This is a genomic window from Tateyamaria sp. (genome assembly GCF_039940735.1).
GTDB lineage: Bacteria > Pseudomonadota > Alphaproteobacteria > Rhodobacterales > Rhodobacteraceae > Tateyamaria.
Map to the genome: position 1 here is coordinate 61,975 of NZ_JBDVGB010000048.1, position 23,705 is coordinate 85,679.

Annotated in this window: 19 protein-coding genes; 13 read left to right on the top strand and 6 right to left on the bottom strand. The window is 57.1% G+C overall.

Features of this window, described 5'->3' with window-relative positions:
- The first annotated feature begins 98 nt into the window (after positions 1-98).
- The 5 genes from ABJF76_RS09335 to ABJF76_RS09355 are packed head-to-tail and all read left to right on the top strand — an operon-like array spanning position 99 to position 6,376.
- A complete protein-coding gene (locus tag ABJF76_RS09335; RefSeq protein WP_413822163.1) occupies positions 99-2,192 on the top strand; it encodes an FAD-dependent oxidoreductase in 2,094 nt (697 codons plus the stop codon).
- A gap of 3 nt (positions 2,193-2,195) precedes the next feature.
- On the top strand, positions 2,196-3,395 hold the full coding sequence (locus ABJF76_RS09340; RefSeq protein WP_413822164.1) for an acyl-CoA dehydrogenase family protein: 1,200 nt from the start codon (positions 2,196-2,198) through the stop codon (positions 3,393-3,395).
- Positions 3,396-3,397: 2 nt separating this feature from the next.
- Positions 3,398-4,468 carry an acyl-CoA dehydrogenase family protein gene (locus ABJF76_RS09345; RefSeq protein ID WP_413822165.1) on the top strand — a complete coding sequence of 357 codons (1,071 nt, stop codon included), beginning with the start codon at positions 3,398-3,400 and terminating at the stop codon, positions 4,466-4,468.
- On the top strand, positions 4,449-4,868 hold the full coding sequence (locus ABJF76_RS09350) for a PaaI family thioesterase (RefSeq protein WP_413822166.1): 420 nt from the start codon (positions 4,449-4,451) through the stop codon (positions 4,866-4,868). Before ABJF76_RS09345 ends, ABJF76_RS09350 begins: the two co-directional genes overlap by 20 nt.
- Entirely contained in the window at positions 4,865-6,376 is a 1,512-nt protein-coding gene (locus tag ABJF76_RS09355; RefSeq protein ID WP_413822167.1) for a class I adenylate-forming enzyme family protein, read from the top strand. Before ABJF76_RS09350 ends, ABJF76_RS09355 begins: the two co-directional genes overlap by 4 nt.
- A gap of 47 nt (positions 6,377-6,423) precedes the next feature.
- Here ABJF76_RS09355 and rpe read toward each other — a convergent pair whose 3' ends face one another.
- A complete protein-coding gene (rpe, locus tag ABJF76_RS09360) occupies positions 6,424-7,113 on the bottom strand; it encodes a ribulose-phosphate 3-epimerase (RefSeq protein WP_413822168.1) in 690 nt (229 codons plus the stop codon).
- Positions 7,114-7,329: 216 nt separating this feature from the next.
- On the opposite strand from rpe, the gene xylB reads away from it, so the two are divergent.
- Genes xylB through ABJF76_RS09375 form a run of 3 tightly spaced genes read left to right on the top strand, consistent with a single transcriptional unit; the run spans position 7,330 to position 11,367 of the window.
- Positions 7,330-8,778, top strand: a complete 1,449-nt coding sequence (gene xylB / locus ABJF76_RS09365; protein ID WP_413822169.1) for a xylulokinase — start codon at positions 7,330-7,332, stop codon at positions 8,776-8,778.
- Positions 8,775-10,082: a xylose isomerase gene (gene xylA, locus ABJF76_RS09370; RefSeq protein ID WP_413822170.1), complete on the top strand. Its 1,308-nt coding sequence runs from the start codon at positions 8,775-8,777 to the stop codon at positions 10,080-10,082. Before xylB ends, xylA begins: the two co-directional genes overlap by 4 nt.
- Positions 10,063-11,367 carry a cytochrome-c peroxidase gene (locus ABJF76_RS09375; RefSeq protein WP_413822171.1) on the top strand — a complete coding sequence of 435 codons (1,305 nt, stop codon included), beginning with the start codon at positions 10,063-10,065 and terminating at the stop codon, positions 11,365-11,367. Before xylA ends, ABJF76_RS09375 begins: the two co-directional genes overlap by 20 nt.
- A gap of 119 nt (positions 11,368-11,486) precedes the next feature.
- Here the strand turns inward: ABJF76_RS09375 and ABJF76_RS09380 are convergent, their stop codons facing one another.
- Together ABJF76_RS09380 and ABJF76_RS09385 are read right to left on the bottom strand one after the other, a co-directional pair.
- Complete coding sequence (locus tag ABJF76_RS09380) at positions 11,487-13,055, bottom strand: CRTAC1 family protein (protein ID WP_413822429.1); 1,569 nt, start codon at positions 13,053-13,055, stop codon at positions 11,487-11,489.
- Positions 13,048-14,250, bottom strand: coding sequence for an ROK family transcriptional regulator (locus ABJF76_RS09385; RefSeq protein WP_413822173.1), 1,203 nt, complete (start codon positions 14,248-14,250; stop codon positions 13,048-13,050). The genes ABJF76_RS09380 and ABJF76_RS09385 overlap by 8 nt, the downstream gene beginning before the upstream one ends.
- A 178-nt stretch (positions 14,251-14,428) precedes the next feature.
- Here ABJF76_RS09385 and xylF point away from each other — a divergent pair, with 178 nt between their 5' ends.
- The 4 genes from xylF (at position 14,429) to ABJF76_RS09405 (ending at position 18,484) form a co-directional block, all read left to right on the top strand.
- Complete coding sequence (gene xylF / locus ABJF76_RS09390; RefSeq protein ID WP_413822174.1) at positions 14,429-15,460, top strand: D-xylose ABC transporter substrate-binding protein; 1,032 nt, start codon at positions 14,429-14,431, stop codon at positions 15,458-15,460.
- 93 nt (positions 15,461-15,553) lie between these two features.
- Entirely contained in the window at positions 15,554-16,819 is a 1,266-nt protein-coding gene (locus ABJF76_RS09395) for a sugar ABC transporter permease (protein WP_413822175.1), read from the top strand.
- A complete protein-coding gene (locus ABJF76_RS09400) occupies positions 16,819-17,574 on the top strand; it encodes an ATP-binding cassette domain-containing protein (RefSeq protein WP_413822176.1) in 756 nt (251 codons plus the stop codon). Before ABJF76_RS09395 ends, ABJF76_RS09400 begins: the two co-directional genes overlap by 1 nt.
- The gene (locus tag ABJF76_RS09405; RefSeq protein ID WP_413822177.1) at positions 17,567-18,484 is read left to right on the top strand and encodes a glucokinase; all 918 of its coding nucleotides are present in this window, start codon (positions 17,567-17,569) and stop codon (positions 18,482-18,484) included. The genes ABJF76_RS09400 and ABJF76_RS09405 overlap by 8 nt, the downstream gene beginning before the upstream one ends.
- On the opposite strand, the gene ABJF76_RS09410 is transcribed toward ABJF76_RS09405, so the two are convergent.
- The 3 genes from ABJF76_RS09410 to hpaE form a co-directional block, all read right to left on the bottom strand.
- The gene (locus ABJF76_RS09410; RefSeq protein ID WP_413822178.1) at positions 18,481-19,878 is read right to left on the bottom strand and encodes a pyridoxal phosphate-dependent decarboxylase family protein; all 1,398 of its coding nucleotides are present in this window, start codon (positions 19,876-19,878) and stop codon (positions 18,481-18,483) included. The genes ABJF76_RS09405 and ABJF76_RS09410 overlap by 4 nt on opposite strands.
- A 94-nt stretch (positions 19,879-19,972) precedes the next feature.
- A complete protein-coding gene (gene hpaD / locus ABJF76_RS09415; protein WP_413822179.1) occupies positions 19,973-20,953 on the bottom strand; it encodes a 3,4-dihydroxyphenylacetate 2,3-dioxygenase in 981 nt (326 codons plus the stop codon).
- A gap of 106 nt (positions 20,954-21,059) precedes the next feature.
- Complete coding sequence (gene hpaE, locus ABJF76_RS09420; protein ID WP_413822180.1) at positions 21,060-22,571, bottom strand: 5-carboxymethyl-2-hydroxymuconate semialdehyde dehydrogenase; 1,512 nt, start codon at positions 22,569-22,571, stop codon at positions 21,060-21,062.
- A 92-nt stretch (positions 22,572-22,663) separates the two neighbouring features.
- Here hpaE and ABJF76_RS09425 point away from each other — a divergent pair, with 92 nt between their 5' ends.
- Positions 22,664-23,464, top strand: coding sequence for an IclR family transcriptional regulator (locus ABJF76_RS09425; RefSeq protein WP_413822181.1), 801 nt, complete (start codon positions 22,664-22,666; stop codon positions 23,462-23,464).
- Positions 23,465-23,705: the final 241 nt, after the last annotated feature.

Sequence of the window (23,705 nt, forward strand, 5' to 3'; positions counted from 1 at the left end):
CGCCTTGGAAGGGCTTGCCCTTTTGTGAACGTGTCTTAGGCTGATGGGCGCGCGGGAAGGGCAGGACCCTTGCCGCCCCAACCATCAGCGGAGACCCCATGAGCGACAAGATTGCCTATTCCCGCCACGGCGACATCGCTGTTCTAAGCGTGCGCAACCCACCTGTTAACGCATTAAGTCAAGCGGTCAGGCAGGGCCTGTGGGACGGGATGGATCGTGCCGAAGCTGACACGGGCGTACGCGCTGTGCTGATCGTAGGCGAAGGGCGGGCCTTTTTTGCCGGCGCTGACATCACCGAATTTGGCAAGCCGCCATTGGACCCGTTCCTGCCTGAGCTGATCAACCGGATCGAAGCCTCGCCCCTTTTGGTCGTGGCCTCGATGCATGGCGTATCGCTTGGCGGCGGACTTGAGGTGGCGCTGGGCTGTCATTATCGCATTGCAGTACCGTCGGCCCGCGTCGGCCTGCCCGAAGTGCACCTTGGGCTGTTGCCCGGTGCCGGTGGCACCCAACGGTTGCCGCGTTTGACAGGGGTCGAGGCTGCCTTGGATGTGATGACCACAGGTCGACAAATTGGCGCGGCACAGGCGCATAAGATCGGTATCGTAGATGTGGTGCAGGACGGTGACCCGACGCAGAACGGTATTGCCTATGCCGAAAAACTGGTGGCAGAGGATGCGCCGCGTCGCCCCGTGAGCGAGATGCCCTTGCCAACCCCCATCGATTGGGATGCCGCTTTTGATGCCACCTTGACCCGCTCGAAAGGACAGATTTCGCCAGCTTGGTGCGTGCGCGCGGTGCAGGCAGCCTATGATGGTGATTTTGCGGCGGGGCTCAAGGCGGAACGTCAGATCTTTTTCGACCTTATGCAAACCGACCAGCGCAAAGGCATGATTCACGCCTTTTTTTCGGAACGGGCAGTGGGCAATCTGCCCGAACTCAAAGGTGTTGAACCGCGCAGCATCGCTCATGTCGGCGTGATTGGGGGGGGCACGATGGGCGCGGGGATTGCGACAGCAGCCCTGCTTGCAGGTCTGCGCGTGCATCTTTTGGAAATGACGCCAGAGGCAGGCGAGGCCGCACATGGTCGCATCGCGGGTAATCTGGCTGGCGCATTAAAGCGTGGTAAAATCAACGCCGATCAGCACTCTACGATGCTGGATCAAGCGTTGCAGGTCGTCACCAACTATGATGCGCTGTCTGATGTTGATCTGGTGATCGAGGCGGTGTTCGAAGAGATGGCTGTCAAAAAGGCGGTCTTTGCTGAACTCGACCGTGTATGTAAACCGGGTGCGATATTGGCGTCCAATACGTCTTACCTTAATATCAACGAAATCGCTGCAAGCACGTCGCGGCCCGGTGATGTGTTGGGTCTGCACTTCTTTTCGCCAGCCCATGTGATGAAACTGCTTGAAGTTGTTGTAGCTGACCAAACGGCACCGGATGTTGCCGCAACAGGCTTTGCTTTGGGCAAAGCGTTGGGCAAAATTTCAGTTCGGGCCGGTGTGTGCGATGGGTTCATCGGCAACCGTATTCTATCAACCTACCGCACATGCGCGGATCATATGATCCTTGATGGCGCATCCCCGTTCGAAATTGATGCCGCACTTGAGGCGTTTGGATTTGCCATGGGACCATTTGCGGTTGCGGACCTTGCAGGCCTTGATATCGGTTGGGCCGGACGCAAACGTAAACGCGCCGAAGGGCTGGACCCACGGGCGCGCGACGTCACTTACGCTGACAAACTGTGCGAAGCTGGGCACTTTGGCCAGAAAACGGGCAAGGGATATTACGATTACGCAGGCGGCCCAAAGGCGCGGGTTCCGAACCCCGACGTGTTGGCATTGATCGAAACCGAACGCGCCGCCCAAGGCATTACGCCGCGCACGTTCACCGCAGACGAAATCACCCGCCGCTATATGGCGGCGATGGTGAATGAGGCCGCCAAAGTCGTGGGCGAAGGCATCGCGCGCCGCCCGCTCGACGTCGATATGACACTGCTGTTCGGTTACGGGTTCCCTCGCTATCGGGGTGGACCGCTGAAATGGGCGGATATCGACGGGCTTACGGGCCTGCTTTCTGATATCAGAGGCTATGCACAAACTGATCCCTATTTCTGGGCACCAGCGCCGTTGCTTTGTCAGCTGGTGGCTGACGGGCAGACCTTTGATGATGCTAATAAAAAGGGCTGACAGATGGACCTGAAATATTCCCGGGAAGAGTTAGTATTTCAAGACGAGCTGCGTGATTTTTTACGCTCAGAACTACCTGCCGAGATTGCCGAAAAAGTGCGCATGGGGCGCGATTTGGACAAGGACGACATGGAACGGTGGCACGCCATTCTGAATGCGCGCGGCTGGTTGGCACAGAACTGGCCGAAAGCCTTTGGCGGTGCGGAATGGAGCGCGGTACAGCGTCATATTTACGACGTCGAAGCTGCCGCGCACGGCGCCCCGCGCATCGTGCCATTTGGTCTGTCGATGCTGGGGCCGGTGCTGCAAAAATTTGGATCAACAGAACAGCAGGACCACTGGTTACCACGCATTCTGGACGGGTCGGATTGGTGGTGTCAGGGCTATTCTGAACCGGGTGCCGGGTCGGATCTTGCATCGTTGAAATGCAAAGCCGAGCGTGATGGCGATCACTATGTCGTCAATGGGCAAAAGACATGGACGACGCTGGGCCAACACGCCAACATGATTTTTTGCCTTGTCCGTACGGATGCGTCGGTAAAGCAGCAAGAAGGCATTTCGTTCTTGTTGATCGACATGGAAACACCGGGTGTCGAAGTGCGCCCGATCATTCTGTTGGATGGATGTCACGAGGTGAACGAAGTTTGGTTCACGGATGTGAAGGTGCCCGTCTCCAACCTTGTCGGCGAGGAAAACAAAGGCTGGACCTATGCCAAATATTTGCTGACCCACGAGCGCACGGGCCTTGGTGGGGTGGGCGCTAGTCAGGCGGCATTGGCTGCCGTCAAACGTCTGGCAAGGGCCGAAAATCACAACGGCAAACCGCTTTTGCAAAATCCACATTTTGCGGCACGCGTGGCACAGGTGGAAATCGATATGCTAGCGATGGCGACGTCTAATTTGCGCATCGTTTCGCAGGCTGCCGCAGGTGGAGCGCCGGGTTTAGAGGCGTCGATGCTTAAGGTGAAGGGCTCGATACTGCGTCAGGAAATTAATGATTTAGCGCGACGTGCGGCGGGGCCTTACGCGATGCCCTTCGCCTCTGAAGCGGTTGACGGTGCCAATGATGTGATCCCTGATCCCAATCAGGCAGGTCCCGTCGCTGCGCAATATTTTAACAACCGGAAATTGTCGATCTTCGGAGGATCCAACGAAATCCAACGCGGTATTATCGCCAAAGTCACCATGAGCGGAGGCGCGTAACTGTGGACTTTAACCTCACCGATGAACGCCAAATGCTGCAAGACACGTTGCGCCGTTATTTGCGTGAAAAGTACACGACAAACATACGCAACGGTATCCTTGACTCCGAAGCGGGATTTTCGCCTGAAATTTGGTCCGATCTGGCCGAACTGGGCGTTCTGGGCGCGCTGTTCACCGAAGACCAAGGCGGCTTTGGCGGCGCTGGGTTCGACATTGCCGTTGTCTTTGAAGAACTGGGGCGGGCAGGTGTTGTTGAACCTGTTCTTGACTCCGCACTCTTGGCGGGCCGTTTGCTGGCAGCTGCGGGCAAAACAGAAATGGTCGAAGACGTCATTTCAGGCGCTATACATCTGGCCGTGGCGCATGGCGAACCGGGTGGGCGGTATGACGTTGATTACGTGCATACGCGGGCGAGTGGCGGCGCATTGACGGGTCGCAAAGCGCTCGTGATGAACGGCGAAGCGGCTGATCATTTGATCGTTTCTGCCCGCGACGGCGACACCATCGCTTTTTATCTTTTGGCGCGTGGCGCGCCGGGCCTTATCATCCAAGGTTACCCACTGCTGGCGGGGGGGCGTGCGGGCGAAGTTACACTGGACAACACCCCGGCTAGCCCGCTGGGTTTGACGTTGAAGGATTATGAGGACGCAACCGCGCTTGCCGTTGTTGCCATCAACGCTGAAACGCTGGGGGCGATGGAAACGGCAACTGGATTGACCAAAGAATACCTTATGACGCGGCAACAGTTCGGGCGACCCATCGGCACGTTTCAGGCGCTTGCACACCGTATGTCGGACATGTTGATCGAAATGGAACAGGCCCGCAGTGCCGTCATCAACGTGGCGGGAAATGTCGATGCCGCAAATCGTGATCTGCACGTGTCCGCCAGTAAAAACCTGATCGGGCGTATTGGCCGCCTTGTGGCCGAAGAGGCGATCCAAATGCATGGGGGTATTGCCATGACCCAAGAATATGAACTGGCCCATATCGCCAAACGCATTACCATGGCCGACCACCGCTTTGGCGATACGGATTACCATTTGGAGCGTTACATTGCCCTCTCAACCAACTGAAAAACCCGGCATCATTCAGGACGAAACTGGCGCGCAAACCTTGCTTGGGTATGTGGTTGATATCTCGGCAGGTGACGGAACGGCCCGTTGCCATCTTGATATCGGTGCACAGCATTCCAATCGCCACGGCGGTCTGCATGGTGGCATCATGTCCTGTATGCTTGATAACGCGATGGGTTTTGCGGCGTCACTGACGGGGGACGCGGCGGGCGACATAAAATTCATGACGATTTCGATGACCACGCAATATCTTGCACCCGCACGTGGCGGCCGGGTCACGGCATCAGGCAGCATCGCGGGCGGTGGGCGGTCTTTGGTCTTTGCAGAAGGCGAACTGACGGACGAGAACGGCACGGTGCTGGCCACTTCGACGGGTGTATATAAACGGGTTAAGCCGTGAATGCGGACCGGGTTGGCGCAGTGCCCGCCCAATCTGTTTATGATCTGTTGTCGCACCAGGCGGCTGTTCGGCCCGAGGCATGCGCACTAGAAGATGCGACAGGTGCGGTATGGTCCTATCGCGATCTTGATGCGGCGGCTCGCGCTTTGGCGCAGGCTTTTAAGGACAACGGCGTAGGGCCGGGCGACCGCGTTGTTTGTGTGTCGGAAAATTGTGCAGCTGGTGCGGCGGCTTTGTTCGCGACATGGGTTATTGGGGCCGTGATTGTCCCTGTAAATGCGCGCCAAACGCCTGCCGAGATTGACAAGATCGTCTCGCATGCTGCCCCGTCCTTGATCCTTTTTACGTCACAAGTTTCCCCGGATGCCGCGCAGCATGCCGAACGTTTGGGGGCCGCGACGCTTGTCGGGCTTTGGGGGCTCTTGGACTTTGTTGCGCTGGAACACGAAAGTTCGCCCAGTGCTGCGGGCGTGGCGGTTATCCTTTACACCACGGGCACCACGGGCGACCCCAAAGGTGTCATGTTGACCCATGGGAACGTGTCCTTTGGCGGTGCGACTTCGGCCAAGTATCGGGGGATGACACCGGGCGATTTGATCTATGGCGTGTTGCCTGCGACCCATGTGTTTGGGCTGAGTTCAATTATCGTGGCCTCGGTATTCGCAGGCGCAACGGTACGTTTGATCCCGCGCTTTGAGGTGGACGCCGTATTTGAGGGTTTGCACCGTGGGATTACCTTGTTTTCTGGTGTGCCTCAAATGCATGCGCTGTTGATGGCCCATGCCCGCAAGCTTGGGCTAAAGGTGCTGGGCTCAGATACGTTGCGTTTTGTTTCTTCGGGTGCTGCGCCGCTTGATCCGACATGGAAGCGTAAGGCTGAGACGTTTTATGGCGTGGCCGTTCAGAATGGGTATGGCCTGACGGAAAGTACCGCTGGGGTGGCAGCGACACACAACGCATTGGGCGATCCGGACACGTCTGTCGGGCCTGCTTTGTTGGGTGTCGAGATTGCGATTGACGCCGCTGGGCCTGACGGCGTGGGCGAAGTGCTGACGCGCGGACCGCATGTGATGAAAGGGTATTTTCGCAATCTCCAAGCCACGTCTGATGTTCTTGGGGTGGATGGGTGGCTGAAAACGGGCGACTTGGGGCGCATTGATGATCAGGGCCGTTTGCATATCGTCGGGCGTCTTAAAGAGCTGATTATCCATGGTGGTTTTAACGTTTATCCGCCAGAGGTTGAGGCAGCGTTAAGTGATCATCCAGATGTCGTGCAGGCAGCGGTGATTGGACGGCGAAATGGCAGTGATGAAGACGTGTTGGCCTTTGTACAACCCGCTGTTGGGTCGACGCTTGATGAGGCAATCTTGCACGCATTCGTATCGAGGCGACTGGTGGGGTACAAACGCCCCGCCGTATATGTGTTTGCAAGTTCCTTACCGGCAGCGCCGACGGGTAAAATCCTGAAGCATAAACTGATCTCGACGTTTTTCGACGAACTTAACTAGGACGGAGTGCGACACGCACTCCGGTCGTTTTCTGTGTCAGAGACCGATTAAGTCCAGACACCAAGTGCGGCTTCTCTAATGGCTCGGATATTGTTGCCATAGGGTGCAGGATCATCGACTGATCCTCCGCGGAACACAGCAGAGCCAGCCACCAACACATCTGCGCCCGCTTGTGCCACGAGCGGTGCTGTTTTTGGATCAACGCCACCATCGATTTCGATGTGCACGGGGCGATCACCAATCATATCGCGCAGTGTTTTGATCTTGGTCGTCATGTCGATAAATTTTTGCCCGCCAAAGCCGGGATTCACGGTCATCACACAGACAAGATCAACCATATCCATGACTTCGGCTACTGCACTGGCGGGTGTCCCTGGGTTCAGCGCAACACCTGCTTTCATACCAGCACCTTTGATGGCCTGAAGGGTGCGGTGAATGTGCGGCCCGGCCTCAACATGGGCCGTCAACACGTCGGCCCCCGCGTCGGCAAAGGCGTCAATAAAGGGATCAACCGGTGCGATCATCAAATGCACATCCATCACCCCTTTGATGTGGGGGCGAATGGCGGCGCAGGTGGCTGGGCCGAAGGTGATGTTGGGCACGAAATGGCCATCCATTACGTCCACATGAATCCAATCCGCCCCCTGCGCTTCAACAGCTGCGCATTCGGCCCCGAAATTGGCAAAGTCGGCTGCAAGGATAGATGGGGCGATCTTGATCGAACGGTCAAAGGGCATATGAAGGCTCCTGTCGAGTTTCGCCCATCTATAGCGGCCGTTCATCGCCTCGGAAAGTGCGCACGCTGTCCTATTTTTTTATTGTAATGCCGACGCCGGGGCGGGGTGTTGTTCTTTCTGGATAAGGAACGCCGACGGAGAAGACTGACAATAAAGGTATGTTTAATTTGACATTCAAATTAATGGGGGCGATTGTGACCGTCAGGGAGGATTGCAATGTTTCTGGGGCTTGATCTCGGCACCTCGGGTGTCAAGGCGTTGCTTGTGGATGGCGAAGGCTGTGCCATTGGCAGTGCTGATGCGTCCTATGATGTTTCCAACCCTGCGCAGGGTTGGAGCGAGCAAGATCCATCCGATTGGGTCGCCGGGGTTAAGGCGACGCTGAGCGCATTGAAATCTGCACATCCGAAGGCCTTTGACGCAGTGCAGGGGCTGGCGCTGTCTGGACACATGCACGGTGCCGTTCTGGTCGATGCTGCAGGTGACGTTTTGCGGCCCTGTATCTTATGGAACGATACGCGCAGTCATGTGCAAGCCGCCACGATGGACAGCGATCCGCGCGCGCGCGCCATCAGCGGAAACATCGTGTTTCCCGGCTTTACCGCACCCAAACTGGCGTGGGTTGCGGAAAACGAACCTGACGTTTTTGCGCGTGTTTCGCGCGTCATGCTGCCAAAGGATTACGTCGTCTGGTGGCTGACAGGACGCTTTGCGACGGAGATGTCTGATGGGGCTGGTACCGCGTGGCTGGATGTGGGCGGGCGAGCGTGGTCGGATGAGCTTTTGGGGCTGGGCGGGATGGACGCCGCACAAATGCCGGACCTTCTGGAAGGCACCGATGTGGTTGGCCAAGTGCAGCCTGCGCGTGCAGACCTTGGCCTGCCAAAAACCTGCAAAGTCATCGCCGGGGGTGCGGATAATGCCGTGGCCGCCTGCGGTGTTGGCGCGCTTAGCGAAGGACAAGGGTTTGTATCGCTTGGCACCTCTGGCGTCGTTTTGACGGGGCGCGACAGCTATGCGCCATTGGCCGACAGCGCTGTTCACACGTTTTGCCATGCCGTTCCGGGGCGCTGGTATCAGATGGGCGTTGTGTTGGCTGCAACAGACAGCCTGAATTGGCTGTCCAAGATCACGGGACAAAGCGCTAAGGCCCTTTCTAGCGCTTTGGGCGACACGTTGGCTGCGCCGAGCGCGGTTAAATTCTATCCCTATCTGTCGGGCGAACGCACCCCTCACAACGATGCGGCCGTTCGCGGCAGCTTTACCGGTTTGGACGTGGCCACTGATGCATCGACACTGACGAGTGCGGTTATGGCCGGGGTTGCCTTTGCGTTGCGCGACAGCTTTGAGGCGATCAAAGCAACAGGCGCGACCTTTGAAACGGCCCTTGCTATTGGTGGCGGCAGCCAATCCGACTATTGGACAGAAATGCTCGCCACCGTCCTGAATATCCCGCTTGAACGCCCAGATGAAAGCGCCTTTGGGGCCGCTCTTGGTGCTGCTCGGATTGCGATGTGCGGGGTCACCCGTGCTAACCCGACGGAGGTCATGACAAAACCGCCGGTCGCCAACATTATTCACCCGCAAACGAACCTCGTGCAGGCCTACGAAGACGCTTACGCGGGCTTCGCAAGCGCCTATCCAACATTGAAAGCCATGCCATGACCACCGGATTTTTCGACGCCGTGCCGCCCGCCAAATTTGAAGGCCCAGATAGCACCAATCCGATGGCCTTTCGCCACTATAACCCGGACGAAAAAGTCATGGGCAAACGGATGGAAGACCACCTGCGCTTTGCTGTCGCCTATTGGCATTCCTTCGCATGGGAAGGCGGCGATCCGTTCGGCGGGCCAACGCTGCAACGCCCGTGGCACCCGCAAGACGACATGGGCCGCGCCAAAATGAAAGCGGATGTGGCCTTTGAAATGTTTGAACGGCTCGGTGCGCCCTATTTCTGCTGGCACGATGCAGATGTGCGACCCGAAGGCGAAAACTTGCGCGAAAGCATCTCGCGTCTGGACGAGATCACCGACTATTTCTTGTCCAAGATGGAAGGCAAAAACGTCGGCTGCCTGTGGGGCACCGCCAACATGTTCAGCCATCGCCGTTGGATGTCCGGCGCGTCGACCAACCCTGACCCCGACGTGTTCGCCTATGCCGCGGCCACTGTAAAATCTTGCATTGATGCCACGCATAAATTGGGCGGCGAAAACTATGTGTTATGGGGGGGGCGCGAGGGTTACGAAACCCTGCTGAACACCAACTTGGGACGTGAGTTGGACCATATGGGCGCGTTCCTCAACATGGTGGTCGAATACAAGCACAAGATCGGGTTCAAAGGGCAAATCTTGGTCGAACCCAAGCCTCAAGAACCCTCCAAACACCAATACGACTTTGACGCAGCGACCAGTATTGGATTTCTGCGCAAATACGGGCTGGAAAACGAGGTAAAGCTGAACCTCGAACAAGGTCACGCCATCCTTGCGGGCCACAGTTTTGAACACGAAATCGCCGTGGCGACAGCTGATGGGATGCTTGGGTCGATCGACATGAATCGCAACGATTACCAATCCGGCTGGGACACCGACCAATTCCCCAACAACGTGCCCGAAGTCGCGCTGTGCTATTACCACATCCTTAAGGCGGGCGGGCTTGGGTCTGGAGGCACGAATTTCGACGCCAAACTGCGCCGTCAAAGCTTGGATGCCGAGGATTTGATAGCCGCCCACGTCGGCGGCATGGACATCTGCGCGCGCGGCCTAAAAGCTGCGGCTGCCATGATCCAAGATGGTGGATTGGAAGATGCATTAAAAGAACGTTACGCCGGATGGGACCGGAAAGAGGCCCAAGCCATGTTGAAAAGCGATCTCGACACCATCTCACAACACGTTTTGGGCCACACGATCGAACCTACACCGCGCTCAGGGCGTCAGGAAATTCTGGAAAACTATGTTTCGCGCTTCGTCTAAGGCACTTGCATTTGGCCTGATCGCGGGGCCCCTTTGGGCGGGTGATCTGCCTTATGATGAACCTATCTTTCCAGACCATCCCAGTGCGCAAATCGAATTGGGTCAGTTGCTGTTCTACGATCCCATCTTGTCTGGTTCAAAAACCGTCAGCTGTGCCACCTGCCACCACCCGAAACACGCCACAGGGGATGGTGTGTCGCTTGGATTGGGGGACGGTGGTGCAGGCCTTGGACCGGACCGTAAGGTGGTCGCAGACAACATCCCCGAACAACGCATCCCACGCAACGCACCACCCCTGTTCAATCTCGGCGCCACTGAATTCACGGTGTTTTTCCATGACGGACGGCTGGAACAAGACGCTTCGCGCCCTTCGGGTATAAGAACGCCATTGGGTGCGGAAATGGAATACGGCTTTGCCTCAGCCCTTTCTGCGCAATCCATGTTTCCCGTCTTGTCCGCGGATGAAATGGCTGGGCACTACGCAGAAAACGATGTCGCCCAAGCGGTGCGCCAAGGATTGCTGACAGGGCAGGGCGGCGCGTGGGATATCTTGTCCAAACGCATCGAAGGTATTCCAGTCTACCGCACAGGCTTTGATGCGGTCATTGGCCCCAAAGACATCGCATTCACCGACATTTCAGATGCGCTCGCCGCGTTCCTCGATTTCGAATGGCGCGGAGTGGCAAGCCCGTTCGATCTTTATCTCAGAAACGGCACAGAAATGGAGCCCGCCGCCATGCGCGGTATGGACCTGTTTTATGGCCAAGCGGCTTGCGCCGATTGCCATGCGGGGCGCTTTCAAACCGACCACAAATTCCACGCCATTGCGATGCCTCAGATCGGGCCGGGCAAGGCCGCAAGGTTTGAATCGCACGCCCAAGACACAGGCCGCATGCGCGTGACAGGTAATCCAAAGGACGCCTACGCCTTTCGTACGCCGCCCTTGCGCAATATCGCGCAAACCGGTCCGTACGGTCATACCGGCGCGTTCGCCACATTAGAGGGCGTCGTGCGGCATCACCTCGATCCTGTCGCCTCACTCTACGACTACGACATCAGCCAAGCACTGCTGCCCGGGCTCAAAGCCGATGATCTGCGGGTTCTCAATGACGCGGACGAAGTTGAAGCCATCGCGATGGCAAACACGCTGCAATCTCAAACCCTGACGGATGCTGAGGTCACAGATATCCTTGCTTTCTTGGGCGAGCTAACAGACCCGCAAAGCGTTCGCGGCGCACTTGGTATTCCTGCGTCTGTCCCAAGCGGCTTGCCGATAGACCGTTAAGGATCGCGGTGCTGTCATCTTTGGGTTAAAAATACCTTGGGGGCGTCCGAAGGACGGGGGCAAAGCCCCCTATGAAATGTGATCGCCGCCAAACGTCGGTTTTTAATACGCCAACAACCCTACTCGCCAACAACCAACACTTGGTCCACACCCACGGTGCGCCATTCTGACCATGCAGCATGCGGCCAACGGACACGGACCCGCGCAGTGTCAGCATCGCCCAACCCAAAGTGTTGCGGGCCCGAAACACCGCCAGCATGACCGCCGCCAACAGTGACTTCACGGGCCTGAATTGAAGAACCATCATCCACTTCGATCCACGCGCCCACACCTTGCGCATTAACGCCAGACCGCTCCAACGCAACGGCAAGCCAATGTCCGGTTTGGGCACTTGTATTCTGCCAAACTTCCAAAGGTGCACGGCGATTGACAACCGCCAAATCCAGCAATCCGTCAGCATTAAAATCGACCAATGCCGCCCCGCGCGCGCGGTGGACCGAAGCAATACCTGCAATATCTCCGGCCTCCGAAAAAGTTCCATCTTGTTGGGATATCAACAAGTTATTTGGGTCTTCCATCGCATTTCCGGGCATTTGTTGGACATTGCCCTTGGCAATAAATACATCATCGCGCCCATCGTTGGTTACGTCGCCAAACGCGATGTGCCACCCGGTCGAAGGTCGGCCGTCATCCCCCAAATAAGGCCGTTGTGCCGCTGTTCCCATCGCAAAAGGCACGTCGGTAAAACTCGGCTTTGCACCTGTGCGGCGCATTAAACGCTGATCGCCCATTGAACTCAAAAACACCTCGTCGCGCCCATCGCGGTCAAGATCACGCGTGGCAATACCCATACCCCACAGCATGTGACGCGCCCAACCGTCGCGTTCTGTGAACAGTCGGGGTGTGGCGTCCATCGCCCAAAGTTGCTCTTGCCCGTCTCGGACATAGTAATGGCGATCATTGGACACCCGCAGATCTGCACTGCCGGTACGAGACCAATCCGTAAACAGAATGGACAAGGCGCAATGTCCGGGGGCAAGCGTGGTTTGGTTATAGCCGGATGGCGAAGGTCGCCATAAGGCGTTGGTATCACAAGCTTCAAATGGCCCCTCTGGATCCGCGCGATCCACATAGTGGCCAAACGCAAAGGTGGGTAAATCTTGACCTGCTTCCCAAGTGGCAGAGAAAGCCGTGGACCAATGATCACCCGTACCAAAAGGCACAGGAGCAAAGTCGCAATTTCCCTTGCCCTTCAGTAAGCGATCTGGGCCGACGCGGAGCACGACCAAATCCATTTGCCCGTCATTGTCGAAATCCAATGGATAAACACCCGTGGTCGCGACCAAATCCAATGCTTCAGGCGTCGCATCTTCAAAGGAGACTGTGCCATGCGGCACAGAAGTGTTGCGCAGTAAAATGGGAGGGTTAGATCCACCAGCGGCCACCAAATCAGGGCGGGTATCGCCGTTACAATCCAACACGGCCAACCCGCCACCAACAAAGTGTTCCCAGCCGCCGTCATAGACATGGTTGGGCACATCCAGGGGTGTGAATTGCGGGGTGTCTGCTAAGGCGGCGCCGCTTAGAAAAAGGCAAACCGCGCTTGCAACGCAGTCCCCGCCGCGCCTCGCGCGGCGGCCTCGGCCTACGTCAGATTTTTTGAAAAATCTGCGCACTGCATCAAACATCGTCCAAGGCCTCCACCGCTGTATCTTGCACAAACTCCAGTGCATAGGCCGCCGCGCCTCGGGCCCACATTAGCGTGTCCCAACGGTGAACAACCACATCTGGCGCAGGCTTGTCGATCTCGACAATGCTTTTGCGCATCTGTTCGATGACGGCATCTGAATAAACGTGGTCAAAAGACATCTGTGGGCCAGCAAGAATAACCAATTCAGGGTCAAAAATGTTGACCAGATTTGCAAGGCCCATTGCAAACATCTTACCCGCGCGCTCCAGCACTGTACGTGCCGTATGATCGCCTGCTTTGGCGGCCGCCAGCACGGCCATTATAGCATCTGCCGTCGATTCAGTTTGGGTCACAGTGCCGACGCTAGCCGCCTCGCGTACCAGCGCGTAATCCGAGGCATATGCTTCCAGACAACCGCGCTGTCCGCATCGGCACAACGCCCCGTCGAGCTGTACTTTGGTATGACCAAACTCAGCGCCACACCCGCGCGCGCCGCGGTACAAGCGCCCCCCCAATACCATACCCATGCCGACACCGCTTTCGATCGTGATAACGATGAAATCCGAATGATCCTTACCGATGCCAAAGGTCAGTTCCGCCAAAGCCACCAGATTGGCATCGTTGTCGACATAAGCCGGAATGCCCAGACGCTGGCCCAATACGTCCCCCAAGGCGACGTTGCGTTGATCTAGCGAGGGCGACCAATACACAATGCCATCGCCGACATCGACAACGCCCGCAAGCCCAACACCGACACCAGAGACCTCTGACAACGCATATCCCGCTTTGTCTGCCAAGGCGTTCAGGCCTACTGCAATTTCTTCGGCAAGCGCCTGCGCGCTTAAACGGTTTGTTGGCATCATGTGGTCTGCGTTGGCAACATCGCGCCCTTCGAAATCCATTAAGACCATCGAAATCCGCCTGTCGGCGACCTTCAGGCCTGCAATCAAATGCGCCCGCCCAACGACTTTTAGGTCGATGCGGGGGCGGCCGCGCGCGCTTTCATCGCCGCGCGAATCGCGGGGGACTTCTTCGATCAATCCGCCGCGCAAAAGTTCGGCCGTCACGGACGTCACTGTGGCGCGACTGATTCCCGTACGTTCTGCCAAATCTATGCGAGGTAGAGGCCCGTTTTGCGAAATTTCACGCAGTAGCAGCCGCCTACTTTCTACCTTTTGATGACCGAACGCCATGAAATTGTTCTCTTTTCTTTTCTTGTTCGTGCCAAATCTACAGAACTCTCATGCAATATGATGACGCTTTTTATGGAGGCTGTCCAATTTAATTTGCTTTTCGAATTTAATCCGGTATCAATAGTTTACCCAGCCGCGAACGCACGATGGTTGGACATAGTCTTTGGGAGGACACCAAATGAAACGACGTACGATTATCGCCGCCCTCGCGGCGACCACAATGCTGACCGGTGCGGCATTTGCAGACGGCCATGCCAAAACCGTTGGCGTCAGCTGGTCCGATTTTCAGGAAGAGCGTTGGAAAACAGACGAAGCCGCGATTGTTGGCGCGCTGGATGCAGCAGGCGCGACATATTTGTCGGCGGATGCGCAGTCTTCGGCCACCAAGCAGTTGGCAGATGTTGAAAGCCTGATCACACAAGGCGTCGATGCGCTGATCATTTTGGCCCAAGACGGCAGCGCGATTGGCCCAGCCTTGGACGCAGCCGAAGCGGCTGGCATTCCAGTCATCGGCTATGACCGCTTGATCGAAGACCCGCGTGCCTTTTACCTAACATTCGATAACGTCGAAGTGGGTCGCATGCAGGCACAAGCCGTGTTCGCCAAGCAGCCCAAAGGCAACTATGTCATGATCAAGGGCTCGCCGACCGACCCGAACTCTGACTTCCTGCGTGGTGGTCAACAAGAAGTGCTGCAAGCGGCCATCGATGCCGGCGACATCACCATCGTTGGCGAATCTTATACTGACGGCTGGCAGCCCTCAAACGCGCAGCGCAACATGGAACAGATCCTGACGCAGGCCAACAACGAGGTCGACGCGGTTATCTCTTCCAACGACGGCATGGCCGGCGGTGTTGTGGCGGCTTTGGCCTCGCAAGGCATGGACGGTATCCCCGTTTCTGGCCAAGACGGTGACCACGCAGCGCTGAACCGCGTTGCCCTTGGCACACAGACTGTTTCGGTTTGGAAAGACAGCCGTGAACTGGGTCGCAACGCGGGCGAGATCGCAGTTGCGCTGGCCGGTGGCACAGCTCTGGACGCGATCGAAGGCTCTGCCACGTTCACTTCCCCCGGCGGCGTTGCTGTCAGCTCGATGTTGCTGGCACCTTTGCCAATCACCCAAGACAAGTTGAACCTTGTTGTGGATGCGGGCTGGATCGAAAAAGACGTGCTTTGCCAGGGTGTGTCTGGCCTCGCTGTTTGCGAGTGATCTGATCTGAACGACTTTGGCCCCATCCGCTGCACGCGGGTGGGGCTTTTTTGATCGACGGTCCGGATGCGGATCGAGGGGAAGGGGAATCTCATGTCCAACGGACTGGGGAAACTAATCAAGACATTGCAGATCGACACGCGCTTGCTGGGCATGGTTGGTGCCTTTGTACTGATCGCTGTGGTCTTTAATTTCGCGACGGGCGGGACATTCCTGACACCGCGCAACCTGTTTACGTTGACCTTGCAGACTGCATCGGTCGCAGTGATGGCGACGGGCATGGTGTTTGTTATCGTCACCCGTAATATCGATCTGTCGATTGGATCGCTTTTGGGCGTCATCGGGATGATCATGGGGTTATTGCAGGCGCAAATCCTGCCGGACATCGTGGGCTTTGGAAGCCCGTCGATCTGGATCATCACTTTGATCGCGGGCGTCGTTCTGGGCGCTGCGATTGGTGGTTTTCAGGGTTGGTTGATCGGCTATCTAGCGATCCCGTCCTTTATCGTTACGCTGGGTGGCCTGCTGATCTGGCGCGGCGGTGCATGGTGGGTGTCCAAGGGCACAACCATTTCGCCGCTTGATCCAACATTTGTTAAGTTGGGCGGGGCCACGGGCACCATCGGAGTCACGGCAAGTTGGATGCTGGCCATTGTCGGTTCTGCCTTGACGGTTTGGTTTCTGGTCAACACGCGGCGCAAGCACATCAGTCATAATTTTGCGGTTAAACCTCTTTGGGCGGAATTCGCACTTGGCGCGATCCTTGTTGGCGCAATTTGTGGGATCACTGCGATTATGAACGCGTATCTGGTGCCATCGCGCATCTTGGAACGTCGTTTTGCCGCTGAAGGGTTGGAAATGCCCGAAGGTTATACCGAAGCCTACGGCTTTCCCATCTCGGTTCTAATTGTGTTGGCGGTGGCCATCGTGATGACTGTGGTGGCCAAGAAAACGCGCTTTGGACGCTATATCTTTGCGATGGGTGGCAACCCGGATGCAGCAGAACTGTCAGGTATCAACACGCGCCTTTTAACGGTCAAAGTGTTCGCATTGATGGGCGCGCTTACGGCCATCGCGGGTGTGATCGCGTCGGCCCGATTGGGGTCTGCAGGCAGTTCGCTGGGTGAATTGGACGAACTGCGCGTGATTGCGGCGGCTGTCATTGGCGGCACCGCTTTGGCGGGCGGGGTGGGGACCATTTATGGTGCCATCCTTGGCGCGTTGATCATGCAGGCGCTGGTGTCTGGCATGGGCATGGTGGGCGTAGATTCACCACTGCAAAACATGATCGTCGGGGGCGTGCTGATCTTTGCCGTCTGGGTCGACATTGTGTATCGCCGCAAAACGGGAGACAGCTGATGACTACGCCACTTCTGGAAATGCGCAACATCTCGATCAACTTTGGCGGGATCAAAGCGGTGGACGATGTGACCATCGACGTCATGCCGGGCGAAGTTGTGGGCCTGTTAGGCCACAACGGGGCCGGTAAATCCACGCTGATCAAAATCTTGGCCGGGGCCTATCAAAAAGACAGCGGAGAAATCTATGTCGACGGCAACAAGGTTGAAATCAACAACCCTCGCGATGCCCGTGATCTGAACATCGAAACGATCTATCAGACATTGGCTTTGTCCGACAATCTGGATGCCGCCAGTAACTTGTTTCTGGGGCGAGAGATCACGACGCCTTTTGGGTTGGTGGACGACACCAAGATGGAGGCCGAAAGCCGCAAAATCATGGCGCGCCTCAACCCTAACTTCAAACGTTTCTCTGAACCGGTGCGGTCATTGTCTGGTGGGCAACGACAATCGGTGGCGATTGCGCGGGCCGTTTACTTCAATGCTCGTATTTTGATTATGGATGAACCCACAGCAGCCCTAGGCGTGCACGAAACGGCGATGGTTGCGGACTTGATCAAAGAATTGAAGACACAGGGGCTTGGCATTTTCCTCATCAGCCACGATACGCGCGAGATGATGGATTTGTGCGACAGGGTATCTGTGATGAAGAACGGCCAGTTAATCGGCACAGAAAAGGTCGAAGACGTGACCGAAGATGATGTGTTGTCGATGATCATCATGGGTAAGAAACCGGGTGCGCCTGACAATGCGTGACAACGCGTCATTGCTGCACCTTGTGGCTGACGTGGGCGGCACCAATTGCCGCCTTGCGCTGGCAGATAGCGATGGGGTGCGCGCTGACACAGTGCGCCGGTTTCGCAATGACGACTATGCCGGGTTTGCTGAACTTGCGCGTAGTTATATCGCGGATCAACCGTCTTTAACCTCTGCCGCCGTGGCCATCGCAGGCCCGGTGGGCAAGGGCGAAGGGCGGTTGACCAACCGTGATTGGCATTTTGATGCCAAAGGTTTGGCTGAAACGCTTTCGCTGAACCATGTGAACCTGCTTAACGATCTTGAGGCCTTGGGCCATGCCATTTGCGTCTTACCAGATGCCTCGTTGGCGCATCTGTCGGGCACGCCGACATTGGATGAACCGCAGGCGATGGTTGTTGGCCTTGGCACTGGGTTCAATGTGGCGCTGACGCACCGACCATCGGGTGTGGTGTTTTCAGCGGAAATGGGCCACGCGCGTTTGCCCCATGCCGTTGAAACGATTATGGCTGACGCCTTGGGCAAGGAACAGGCGTTTGAAACGGTTGAACATCTGTTTTCGGGGGGCGGTCTGGCGAGATTGCACAGCATCCGCACCGGGCAAACGCTTGCTCCTCAGGATGTTGAAGCATCAGATGGCGGCCCTGAAACCCTGGCCATTGCGGCACGTGCTTTGGGCGCTTTGGTGCGCGAGGTGGCGTACCTTTACCTGCCAGAGGGCGGTATTTATTTCAACGGCAGCTTTGCGCGGACGCTGTTCAGCGGCGATACGTCAGCGCTGGCCCTTGCGCCTTTGTTGAGCGAGACCGGGTTTGATGGCCGCATGGCGCGCATTCCGACCTATCTGTTGACCGACGACGCCTCTGCCTTGCAAGGGTGCGCGCGTTACTTATCGATGGCGCGGTCCTAAAGCCGCGATGCGATATCTGTAATCGCGTCAAAGGCCGTGTGAAAATCCCGTTCTTCGCAATCAAATTGCCCTGCCGTAAAGCGGATGACTTTTTGGCCGTCGATCAGGGTTTGAGTTAAGTAAATCCGCCCATCATCGTTGATCGCATCGACCAGAGTTTGAGTTTCTTCATCGGAGGCGCCCGCGACCTTAAAAGTCCAAAGCGACAGGATCGGGTTGGTCACAATCTCAAAGCCGGGATGCCCGCGCAGTTGTTCGCAAAGCGCTTGGGACCATGTCACGTGGTTGCGGATACGGGTGCGCAGCCCCTCCATCCCGTAATGGCGCATCAAGAACCACAGCTTGAGCGCGCGGAACCGCCGCCCCAAAGGGATCGACCATTCGGAATAGTCGGTGATGTCCTCGGCCGCGTGCGTTTTTAGGTACTCGGGCCGAATGGCGAGGGTTTGACGCAATTGATCCGGGTCGCGCAGGAAATGAGCGGCGCAATCAAACTGTGCCCCCAACCATTTGTGCGGATTAAAGACGATGCTGTCGAAATGTTCCGCACCGGCCCAAAGGGGGCGGAATTCGGGGCAGATCATTGCTGTGCCGGCCCAAGCCGCGTCTAGATGCATATAAAGATTGTGGGCCTTTGCGATGCGTGCAACGGCCTTTAAATCATCGCAAGCGCCCATGCCTGTTGCCCCCGTCGCGGCGATGATACCTGCAGGAACACGACCAGCGGTTTTGTCTTTGCGAATGGCGGCCTCAAGTTCGACCGGGTCCATGTGGCGCAGATCACCTGTGGTGGGGATTTTAACCAGATTGTCCTGCCCAATGCCGGCAACCCAGATGGCGCGATCGATAGAACTGTGGACCTGATCCGAGCAGTAGATGCGCAGTTGAGGTTGGCCGTGCAGCCCTTCGATGTTGCCACGGAACGCAAGCGCGCGTTCACGCATCGTTAAAACTGCTGCAAGGGTGGCAGACGACGCGCTGTCTTGGATGACACCTTGATAGATTTCCGGTAGGCCCAAAGCATGGCGCAACCAGTCCATCATCCGCGTTTCCATTTCGGTCGCTGCGGGAGAGGTCTGCCAAAGCATACATTGCGGGGCGATGATCGAGGCTAAGAATTCGGCCAAGATTGATGCCGGAGCGGCGTTCGAGTTGAAATAGGCAAAGAAGCGGGGATGCTGCCAATGGGTGATGCCGGGCATCACGATGGTTTCGAAATCGGCCATGATGGCGGACAGGTCAATGCCGTCTTCGGGGGGTGTTGCACCCAGTTGTGCCGCAATTTCACCGGGCGCGGTTTGGGCACGCACAGGGCGTTCTCGTAACGTCTTGTGATAGTTGGCCCCCCAATCTGCGGTATCCTTGGCGTGTTTGGCAAATTCATCCCAGCTCATGCGGGTCCTTTCCAGAGAGGCGCATCAGGATGCGCCTTACGTTTCGCATCATGAGGATGCGTTTCTAGGTAAGGCGGAGGTTCCTCCGCCCCGCTTAGGGTGCCACGATTGGTTGCGCCTTGAGAAGGGGGGCTTGGGTTGGGACGTCATCAAACATGCTGCCTTCTTCAAACCAACTGCGCGGTGCGGGGGCGCCCCACAAGGTCTGGCGTTGCGGGTCTTTGAGGTCCCACTTGATGGGTTCGTGGTCGGGGTCAACCGTCTGGTAGTCCGAGCAATAGATCTCTACCCGGTGTCCATCAGGGTCGCGCACATATAGGAAAAACGCGTTTGAAATACCGTGTCGCCCAGGACCTCGTTCGATGTTTTCGCGGTAGCCTGTCGTGCTCATCAGATCGAGCAAGTCGATGATATTGAGCGGGGTTGGCACCCAAAAGGCGGAATGATGTAGGCGTGGTCCTGTGCCGTTGGTAAAGGCGATGTCATGCACGCCCCCTTTGCGGTGCATCCATGCCGCCCATGTTTTGCCGGTCTCAGCGTCTGAGGTGTATTCGGTCGTGCGGAACCCCATTTGAGTATAGAAAGCGACCGCCCCGTCTACATCCGATGAGAACAAGTTGAAGTGATCGATCCGCAGCGGTTTAACCCCGCGATAAAGTGCGTATTTCTGTGCAATGCTCGGGAGCCGTTCCATTTTGGCGTAGAATTCTAGCGGCACGCCCCACGGGTCTTGGGTTTGTAGCACACGCCCCATGAAAGGCCGGGTGGTCCACGCGATTGGCAGGCCTTGTTGGGAAAACCAGTCTGCTGCTTTGTCCAGATCAGGATCATCGAACACCTTGAAGCCCAAGCGGGCCACATTGGCGCTGTCGCTTTGGGACAGGATGATTGAGTGGTGCCCTCGTTCTTCCATGGCGCGCAGGTAGATCGTGCCTGCGTCCTCTTGAGTGACCTGTAGGCCCAATGTGTCAACGTAGAATGCGCGGGATTCCGCAAGGTTGGTGACCCGGTATTCCACATGGCTGAGCCGCACGATGTTGAAGGGCGGGTAGAGCACTGGAGGGGGTATTGCCATAATCCGGTCCTGTCATAATGTGCGGCTGCGCCGCGTTGTATTTGGCTTGAATGAGGGGCTGTCTGCCCCTCAAACTCCCCGAAGGTATTTTACACCCAAAGAGGGGTTATATCCCAAGTTTTGGAATTTTTGGATCAGCTGTGGCAATGCCGATATGTTTCTGATCCATATAAAATTCAAAACTCCAGTCGCCGCCGTCGCGCCCGATGCCGCTGGCTTTCATACCGCCGAACGGGGTTGGCAAGTGGCGCACATTGGCCGAGTTGACCCAGATCATCCCGGCCTCTAGCCCGTCTGTAATCCGCATGGCGCGCGTGACATCGGAAGTCCAGACATACCCGGTTAACCCGTAAGGCGTGTCATTGGCGATGCTGAGGGCTTCGTCTTCGGTGGTGAAGCGGATGGATGTCAGCACGGGGCCAAAGATTTCGTCTTGCGCGATTTTCATGTCGTTGGTGGCGTTGGTGAACAGGGTTGGGGCGACGTATTGCCCAACTTCGCTCACGCGGGTTCCACCAGCTGCGATTGTTGCGCCTTCGGTGCGGGCTGTGTCGAAACTGGCCATGACTTTTGCGTGATGCACGGGGTGGATCAGGGGCCCGACTTCGGTCTTGGGGTCAAGCGGGTGGCCGACTTTGATTGCTTTGGCGCGGGCTGCGAGTTTGGCTTCGAAGTCGTCGGCGATGGTATCTTGGATCAAAAGCCGAGAAGAGGACGTGCACCGTTCGCCGTTGAGTGAGTAGATCATAAAGATTGTTGCATCGAGTGCGGCGTCCTGATCCGCGTCGTCAAACACAATCACCGGATTTTTGCCGCCGAGTTCAAAGTGCACCCTTTTTAGAGTTGGTGCGGCCTGCGCCATGATCGCAGAGCCGGTTGCGGACTCTCCGACAAAGGCGATGGCGCGGATGGCGGGATGTTCTGTCAGCGCTTTGCCTGCTTCTTCGCCTATTCCGTTGACGAGGTTCCAAACACCCGCTGGCAGGCCCGCATTTTCGGCAATTTCCATCAGAATGCGGGCTGTCCATGGGCTAAATTCGGCGGGTTTGTGCACGACTGTGCAGCCCGCAGCCAGTGCCGGTGCAATCTTCCATGTGGACAGCATAAATGGCGTATTCCATGGCGTGATGATCCCAACGGGTCCAAGCGGTACACGCGTTGTGATGTTCATCAAGCTGGGTGAGGGCAGGGATTGCCCGTCACGCGCAGAAGGGGCGCGATCAGCGAAGAAGCGGAAGTTGGCGGCACCGCGTAGGGCTGCCTTGGACATAAAGCGCAAGGCTTGACCCGTGTCCCAGCATTCGCATAGCGCGATTTCTTCGGCGCGTGCTTCGATGCCGTCAGCGATGGCGTTCAGGATGGCACGCCGCTGGGTTGCCGGGGTGTCACGCCAATCGGGAAACGCGTCCAGTGCTGCGCGCGCCGCTGCGTCCACGTCAGCCCCGTCGCTGCGCGCAACGCGGGCGATCTGGCTGTCGTCCACAGGGGATATCGTGTCAAACCACGCGCCTGAAACCGCAGGAACGGCTTGTCCCGCGATATGGTTAAGGATGCCTGTCTTGCCGACTTTGGCCAAGTGGGGGGCAAGGCTTTCGATGTTACGCTCAAGATCGGTCATGGGCATCCTGCTTTCTTGATGGGTTCATTAAATGAACCAGTGGCTGCAAAAATATATTGTAAGCTGAAACGAGGTGCGTCAAGCTGTACCTCATGTCGACGATTGCAAAAGCCTTCGAACTTCTTGAGCTTTTTACCGACGCGCGCCCGCGGTTGGGACTGTCGGATGTGCAGCGCTTGACTGCTCGCGACAAGGCAACGCTGCATCGCCATTTGGTCGCCTTAGAGAAAATTGGGTTTTTGGAGCAAGATTCAGAAACGCGCGCCTACTGCCTTGGCCCGACCTTGACCCGACTTGCAGGAATGCGCGCGCGCACGGTGCCCGAGGTCGAGATGGTGCGCACAGTTGTCGATGCCCTGAGCCGTGAAGCTGGCGAATTGGTGCATATCAGCCGCCTTCGGGGTTTTGATCTTGTCGATGTCTATCACGCCGAACATCACAGTCATCCGGTGCGCGTTAGCTTTGATGCTTATGGGTTGCCGCCTTTGTTTGCGACGGCGTCGGGCAAGGCGTTTTTGGCGTTTTCACCGGCCTCGAAACTGATTGAGGCCTTGGATGTGCCGCGCACATGGGTGACGCCAGAGAACCCTCCGGACAAGACTGCGCTTCGGGCCGAACTTGATGCCATTGCGCGATGTGGCTATGCGCGCAGCCGCGATACGTTGCGCACGGGCGTGTCGTCTGTGGCCATTCCGCTATTTGACGCTAATCATGTTGTCGTTGCCACCGGCGCGATTGCGTTTCCTACGGGGCGCGGTGGGGTGGATGCAGAACAACGCCTTGCCGGTTTGTTGATGGCTGCCGGGGCCAAGATGTCGCGTGCTTTGGGCGGTGATGTGCCGCGCAATGTGCAGGACATTTGGACGATGAGCCGCGAAAAGGCCGCGTTGTGAAAACTGCGGCTTTGATATGCGCGATGGGCCGCATGTCTGGCAACATGTTGGCCTCGTGAAAAGCCGCGTTTCCCCCCCAACACTGACAAGCGTGATGCGACATGCACCGATGCGATCAAAATCACGGGGGCGTGAATTTGCCAGCCGCAACAGTGTGGCAAAGCGCGAAACTGTTGAGGATGTGAATGAGGCTCGGTGGCGATGGCGCTTAATCTTGTCGTTATGTGCGGTAGGGTTCGTG